We start from the raw sequence: 3,561 nt of genomic DNA on the forward strand, positions 1-3,561 counted from the left end.
CCACTACGCCAAATCCCAGGGCCAGCGGGGCAAGACCGATCGGCTCGACGCCATCATGATCGCCCGCTTCATCGCCTCCGAGCATGAACGCCTGCACCCATATCAACCCTGCGCCCAATACATCGAGCGTCTGCGTCAGATGCTGCGTTTGCGCAGGATGGCCGTGATCACCCGGACTCAACTGCGCCTGTCCAGCGAGCGGCACCATCAAGTCCATGACGCCCAGGCTCAGGTGCAGAAGGCACTCGATGCCCTGACGGAGTTGGCCAACTCCCTTGAAGACCAGATGCTCGCCGAAATTCAGGCCGAACCTGCCCTGGCGCAAGACTTCAAGCTGCTTACCAGTATCGTCGGCGTGGGCAACCTGACGGCAACGGCCCTGGTGACCACCTTCGCTCGCATACCGTTTACCAGCTCCGATGCCGTGGTGGCCTATGCCGGACTGGATCCCAGGCCCAAGGAGTCCGGCGCCTACAAAGGCATGAGAAAGCTCAGTAAGCAGGGCGATGCCATCCTGCGCAGCCTCGCCTACAACGCCGCCACTGCCGCCGCCAGATCAATCACCTTCAAACCCATGTATCAGGCATTGCTCGCCAAGGGCTGGGCAACCACCCAAGCCTTGAACATCATTGCCAGAAAGCTCTTGCGCATCGCCTTCGGCGTATGGAAATCACGCAAACCCTTCGAGCGAGAACTCTTCCTCGCCAACCAGGCTTGCGTGAAACCATAGAATCTACGAGTTGCACAACGTCATCTGGAAGCCCACGTCGCGGGCGACCTGCTGGGGCTTGAACTCGCCGTCCTGGGTGGAAAAACGTATCCAGATCATGTACTTATTGGCGCTGATCTCGGGAAACACGCCCTGGGCGGGGTCCAGCCACACGCGCAGCAGCTGGAACTGCTTGCCGCCCAGCATCTGCTGGTAGGCGCCCTGCTCGCCCACGATATCGGTCTTGCGGCCGGACTCGCGCAGCAGGCGCAGCGCCAGGGTCAGGCCGTCGTAGAGAGGGATGAACGGCGCCACCCAGGACTGCAGGTCGGCGCAGCGGGCGGCTTCGGATTTGTTCTGCCAGGCGAAGTACGAGGGCATGTCGACCTGGGTCGCGCTGCCCGGCATCGACAGACGGCCGCGCAGGCTGGTCAGCCATTCGTTCTCGCGCAGGGACTGGCCGGTCTTGCCCGGCGCGGCCAGCGCGGTGGCCACCTTTTCCAGTTCGCGCAGCATCGCTTCCAGCGCATCCTGCGCCACGCCGGGGTGATCGCGCAGGCCGACCAGCGCCAGGCGCTGGCGTTCGAGGTCCTGCAAGAGCGCGCCCTTGACGTCGGTGCGTTCGCAGGCGTCGAGCAGGTCGAACAGGGAGGTGACGGCCACCTGGTGCTGGCGTGAGTCCCCCTCGCGTGCAAAGAAGAACAACCTGTCGAACAGGAATTCCAGCCGCAGATAAGCGCGGATGCGCTCATTGAAGGGGTATTCGTAAACAATCACGCTTTTTTACAGGCCCATCTGTGGTTGGCCGGCGGGCCAATGTTAATCAGGGGTGCCGGCCTGGCCCAGGGCTTGCCGGCCCGTCGTGCTCGCCAGCGCCAGCCAGCGGTCATGCAGGGTCTTCGCCTGCGCGCGCAATTGTTCCGGCGTGGTCGCGCCATCATTGACGATGACGTCGTCGGCGACCTCCAACCGGCTTGCCCGCGCAGCCTGTGCCGCCATGATACGCCGGATGGCCGGCTCCGTCAGCCCGCTGCGCGAACGCACCCGGGCCACCTGCGTGTCGGGGTCGCAATCCACCACGCAGATGCGGTCCAGGCGCGGACGCCAGCGCGGCAGGGACTCCACCAGCAGCGGCACGACGAAGACCAGGTAGGCGCCGGTGGCGGCGCGCGCCTGGCGCTCGGTTTCCTCGCCGATGGCGGGATGCAGCACGGCCTCCAGCCGCAGGCGCACCTGCGGATCGGAGAAGGCCTGCTCGCGCATCCAGGCGCGGTCCAGCGCGCCCTCGGGCGTCAGCGCCCGCGGACCGAATTCCCGCTCGATCGCCGGCATGGCCGCCCCGTTCGCGGCGGTCAGCATGCGGGCGATCTCGTCGGTATCGACGAGCGTGGCCCCCCATTCCGCGAGCAGGTCCGCCACGCGGGTCTTGCCCGATCCGATACCGCCCGTCAGCCCGATCTTGAACATGCCGCCCTTCCCGTATTCCCGGTGCCTCGCGCCTGGCCAGGCGCCCGATTGCGGGCCTGCGCGAGGCTCCTTTTAGTGTTAACAGGCCCTCTCTCTAGCCCAACCATTCCCAGAGTGCCTGCTGACCGCCCGCCAGCAGCGTGACGATGCCCGCCAGCGCCAGGTAGGGGCCGAAGGGCAGCGGCTGTCCGCGGCGGGCGCGTCCGCTGAGCGTCAGCGCGCCGCCGATCAGCACGCCCAGCAGCGACGCGCTCAGCAGCAGCATAGGCAGGGCCTCGGCGCCGAACCACGCGCCCAGGGCGGCCAGCAGCTTGAAGTCGCCGTAGCCCATGCCCTCGCGCCCGGTCAGCAGGCGGAATACATGAAAGATAACCCACAGGAACACATAGCCCGCCACCGCGCCGGCCACCGCCATCTGCAGCGTGGCGAAGGCGTCCGTCAGATTGACCAGCAGCCCCGCCCACAACAGCGGCTGCGTGAGCGCGTCGGGCAGCAGCGTGGATTCGAAATCGATCCAGGCCAGCGCCACCAGCGTGGCGGACAGGCCCATGGCGCACAGGGCCAGCGGCGTGGCGCCGAAGCGCCAGGCGCAGGCCGCGAACAGCGCGCAGGTCAGCAGCTCGATCGCGGGATAGCGCCAGCCTATCGGCGTTCCGCAGGCGGCGCAGCGCCCCCGCAGCAGCAGCCAGCCCAGCAGCGGCAGGCGCCGCCAGCCGGACACGGGCGCGGCGCAGGCAGGGCAATGGGCCGCGGGCGACCACAGGCCGTAGCGGCTCGCCGGCGTCGCCTTGCCGGCCGCCTCCTGGCACTGCGCCTGCCACTCCTGTTCCATCATGCGCGGCAGCCGGTGGGTCAGCACCGTCAGCCAGTTGCCGACCGCAAGGCCCGCGAGCGCCGCCAGGCCGATGAAGAGGCCCAGGGGCAAGTCGAATACATGCCGCATCGCCGTCATCCGCGCCGAACGCGCGGCCGCGCGCGCGCCGCGCCCGCAGGGCCCGGGACGCGAGCAAGGACGGGCCGCGGGCGGCCATGTCGTAATTTGTGCATAAAGTGCGGGCTACGCTCAAGTGCGGCTAAGGGAACGTACCGAATCTTCGCATAAGTGCGTAAAATCGGAGACAGACTCAATTCACGGATAAGCTGCCATGACCGCGCGCGTCGACATCGTTACCCGCTCCCGCAAACTCAGCGTCACGGGGTTGCTGCTCGCGGGCACCGCATTGGGCGCGGCAGGCTGCGCCCAGCAGAAAACGGAAGGCTATTACGATCCCCCGGCCGAAAGCACCGTGACCGACGCGCAGTACCAGGGCTCGGGCGCCGGCTACCGCAGCGTCATCCGCGCGCCGTCGCAAGTGCAGATCGCGCTCAAGCCCGACGCCCGCAAG

4 protein-coding genes and 1 pseudogene are annotated in these 3,561 nt (G+C 67.4%); 2 read left to right on the plus strand and 3 right to left on the minus strand.

Annotated elements, in window-relative coordinates; genetic code table 11:
* Positions 1–730 (plus strand): IS110 family transposase (locus tag ADE01S_RS30885; RefSeq protein ID WP_062685574.1); only part of this gene is annotated, 730 nt, incomplete at its 5' end.
* Positions 731–733: 3 nt separating this feature from the next.
* Here ADE01S_RS30885 and zapD read toward each other — a convergent pair.
* The 3 genes from zapD to ADE01S_RS30900 all read right to left on the minus strand — a co-directional run bounded on the left by zapD (position 734) and on the right by ADE01S_RS30900 (position 3,119).
* Positions 734–1,486, minus strand: coding sequence for a cell division protein ZapD (zapD, locus tag ADE01S_RS30890; RefSeq protein ID WP_062685575.1), 753 nt, complete (start codon positions 1,484–1,486; stop codon positions 734–736).
* Between the two features lie 42 nt (positions 1,487–1,528).
* On the minus strand, positions 1,529–2,176 hold the full coding sequence (coaE, locus tag ADE01S_RS30895) for a dephospho-CoA kinase (protein ID WP_062685576.1): 648 nt from the start codon (positions 2,174–2,176) through the stop codon (positions 1,529–1,531).
* A gap of 94 nt (positions 2,177–2,270) precedes the next feature.
* A complete protein-coding gene (locus ADE01S_RS30900; RefSeq protein ID WP_062685577.1) occupies positions 2,271–3,119 on the minus strand; it encodes a prepilin peptidase in 849 nt (282 codons plus the stop codon).
* Between the two features lie 202 nt (positions 3,120–3,321).
* On the opposite strand from ADE01S_RS30900, the pseudogene ADE01S_RS30905 reads away from it, so the two are divergent.
* A pseudogene (locus ADE01S_RS30905) lies at positions 3,322–3,561 on the plus strand (copper resistance protein NlpE N-terminal domain-containing protein); the annotation flags it as partial.

Origin of the sequence: Achromobacter denitrificans NBRC 15125 (assembly GCF_001571365.1) — a bacterium.
GTDB classification, from domain to species: Bacteria; Pseudomonadota; Gammaproteobacteria; order Burkholderiales; family Burkholderiaceae_B; genus Achromobacter; species Achromobacter denitrificans.